Below are 2,794 nucleotides of genomic sequence, written 5' to 3'. Positions count from 1 at the left end.
CTGCCGACCGGCCGGGTGGCCCCGGCGGTGTGGCCCGCGCCGACCGCCCGGGAGGTGCAGGGGCGGGCGCTGGAGGCCAGGCCGCTGGAGGCCAGGCCGCTGCAGGCCCGGCCGGTGGAGGCCGAGCGGGCGGCGCCGGTGGCGGGTGCCGAGGCATGGGGGAGCGGCCGCTAGATGTCGCCGACCACGACGTCGGTGACGCCCGCACGGAGGCGTGGGACGGGAGGACGGTCCCCGGCGGCGGAGTGACGCCCGACGGGGCGTCGGCGGGCGGTCACCGGAGCACCTCGCTGCTCCGGTCCGCTGCGATCACACCGCGCAGGGGGAACGCGACCAGCAGCGCGACCAGGACCAGGAGTCCGCTGGCCCACAGCGGCCCGAGCTCCCCGGCCGCTGTGCCGAGGGTTGTCGCGGCGACGAGGGGCCCGACGACAGCGCCCGCGTTGAGCGCGGCGGTCGCGTAGGCGCCGGCCATGGTGGGCGCCGCCGCCGCCTCGTAGAGCACCCGCGTGATCAGCGTGCTTCCGAGCGCGAACGACAGTGCGCCCTGGACGAAGACGAGGGCGAGCAGCGCGGCCGGCCTGTCGGCCAGCAGGGCCAGGGCCGGCCAGCCGACGAGCAGCAGCGCACCGCCGACCGCGACGACCGGACCGGGGTGACGGTCGGACAACCGGCCGGCGACGGTGACCCCGGCGAAGGAACCGGCGCCGAAGAGCGCCAGCACGACCGGGATCCACAGCTCGCCCAGCCCGGCGGTGTCGGTCACGACGGGCGCGAGGAAGGTGAAGCCGGCGAAGGTCGCCGCGTTCACCACGGCGCCGAGCAGCATGACCAGGAGCAGCCGAGGCCTTTTGAGCTGCGCGAGTTCCGATCGCAGGGCCGGGCCGTCGGCGGCGGCCGTCCGCACACGTCGCGCCGGGATCCCGGTGGCGATGCCGATGACCGCGGGCAGGCAGACGGCGGCGACGGCCCAGAACGTGGCACGCCAGCCGAACAGGGTGCCGAGCACCGCCCCGCCGGGGACACCGGCGACCGCGGCCACCGTGGTTCCCGACAGCAGGACGGCGAGTGCGCGTCCCTTCCGGTCGGGCGGGACCAGCGTGGTGGCGGTCGTCAGGGCCACGGCGAGGAACCCCGCGTAGGCGAGTGCCGCGGCCACCCTGGTCGCCACCAGGAGCGGGAAGCTCGACGTGGCGGCGCCCACGACGTGGGCGGTCAGGAACACCAGGACGAACCCCGCGAGGCCGGAACGTCCGGGCCGGTTGCGGGCGAGCCCGGCCACGAGCGGGGCACCGACGACCATGCCGATCGCGAATGCCGAGGTGAGCGCGCCTGCTGTCCCGACCGTCACGTCGAGGTCGGGGGCGATGTCCGGCAGGAGGCCGGCGAGCATGAATTCCGAGGTGCCCATGGCGAAGGCGGCCAGGGCGAGCAGATACAGCGGGAGGGGCATCGAAGGGCTCCGAGGTGAGGAGAAGCACGGGAAGGTCAACCCGTCACCGCGGTCAGCACCCAGGGGCGCGCTCGTCCGGCCGCGGAACGCGGCGGGACGGCAGGACTACGAACTCAGTGGTTCAGGGGGCTGACGGCGTGACCGAAAGCCCCCACCGTGTCCGACTCGGGACTCGACATGGCCCGCACGGTACCCGACCGCGGCCCTCGGGGCACCCCGGTTTTCACAGCTGTCGGGGTGTCGTCGACGCCGTGGCCCGTGGCGGTCGGGCCCGGGCCGCTCGTCGGCCGGGCCCGGGCCGAGCGGTGGGCGCTCAGGCGGCCGGGGCGGTGCCCGGGGCGTCGGGGTTCTCGGGGTTCTCAGGGTGCTCGGGATCCTCCGGGGCCTCGGGGGCGGGGTCCGGCGGTTCGGGGGTGTCGAGGTGGACGCCCGGGGTGAGGTGGAAGCGCTCGGGGGACTCGGCCCGGGGGCGTTCGGCCGGGGGCATCGCCGCCCGCCGCTCCAGCCACGCGCGCAGCCGGGTCAGCGAGTTGCGGTTGCGCTCGGACGGATCGCCGCCCGATTCGCGCAGCAGGACGCAGGCCGGGCGGTCGCCGTCGGCCGGCACCTGGCCGACCACGGTGAACGCCGTGCCCGGCGGGAACGCCGCCTGGGCCGGGCCGTCGGTCGGGTCGAAGACGGAGGTGCGTCGGCCGGTGGCCGACCAGACGAGGAACTCCACGGAAGAGCCCGGGAGTTCGGCGCCCGGCGCGGTCAGCCCGGCTAGCGGTGCCGGTTCCCGGAACTGTCGGCCGGTCGGGTAGTGCGCCAGTACGGACTCCGGGTCGAGACCGGCCCCGGCGCCGAGCAGCACCGCGCCGTGGTGGCTCGGCAGCCGGCGCAGACCGGAGCCGAGGCAGCGCAGGAACGGCCGCAGCTCCGGGTCCCCGGACCGCGCGGCCGCGATCAGGGCGGCACGGGTCGCGGGCACACCGGCGTCGGTGTGGTGGAGCAGGACGGCGGCCAGGTCGGGCTTGAAGTCGTCCTGCGAGGTGGAGCGCAGACCGGGGAGCCGGGTGGCGAGCTGGTCCAGCCGCCCGGTGCAGCGGTGGTAGTGGTCGCCGAGCAGGGCGCGGACGGCGTCGCGCTCGGTGGCGGTGCTCGCGGTCACCGGGGGCGGGCTGTCGTCCAGGCCGAAGTACCGGGCCGGGGCCGGTTCCGGTGCGGGTTCCGGGACGGCCGCCGGTGCCTCGGCGGCCGTCCCGGGCGGTGCGGCCGCGACCGGCGGTGCGACCGCAGGCTCGGAGGCCGGCTCGGACGGCGGCGCGGGTTCGGGCTCCGGTCCGGCGGTCGGTGCGGTCG

1 protein-coding gene and 1 pseudogene are annotated in these 2,794 nt (G+C 76.8%); both read right to left on the bottom strand.

Going from position 1 to position 2,794, the window contains the following annotated elements; translation table 11 throughout:
- Nucleotides 1–274: 274 nt before the first annotated feature.
- A complete protein-coding gene (locus tag BI06_RS29125) occupies nt 275–1,453 on the bottom strand; it encodes a Cmx/CmrA family chloramphenicol efflux MFS transporter (protein ID WP_030396993.1) in 1,179 nt (392 codons plus the stop codon).
- Between the two features lie 313 nt (nt 1,454–1,766).
- A pseudogene (locus BI06_RS29120) lies at nt 1,767–2,794 on the bottom strand (hypothetical protein); the annotation flags it as partial.

Source organism: Kitasatospora sp. MBT66 (assembly GCF_000710405.2).
In the GTDB taxonomy this organism is placed as follows: domain Bacteria; phylum Actinomycetota; class Actinomycetes; order Streptomycetales; family Streptomycetaceae; genus Kitasatospora; species Kitasatospora purpeofusca.
This window is presented reverse-complemented; position numbering and strand designations above follow the sequence as displayed.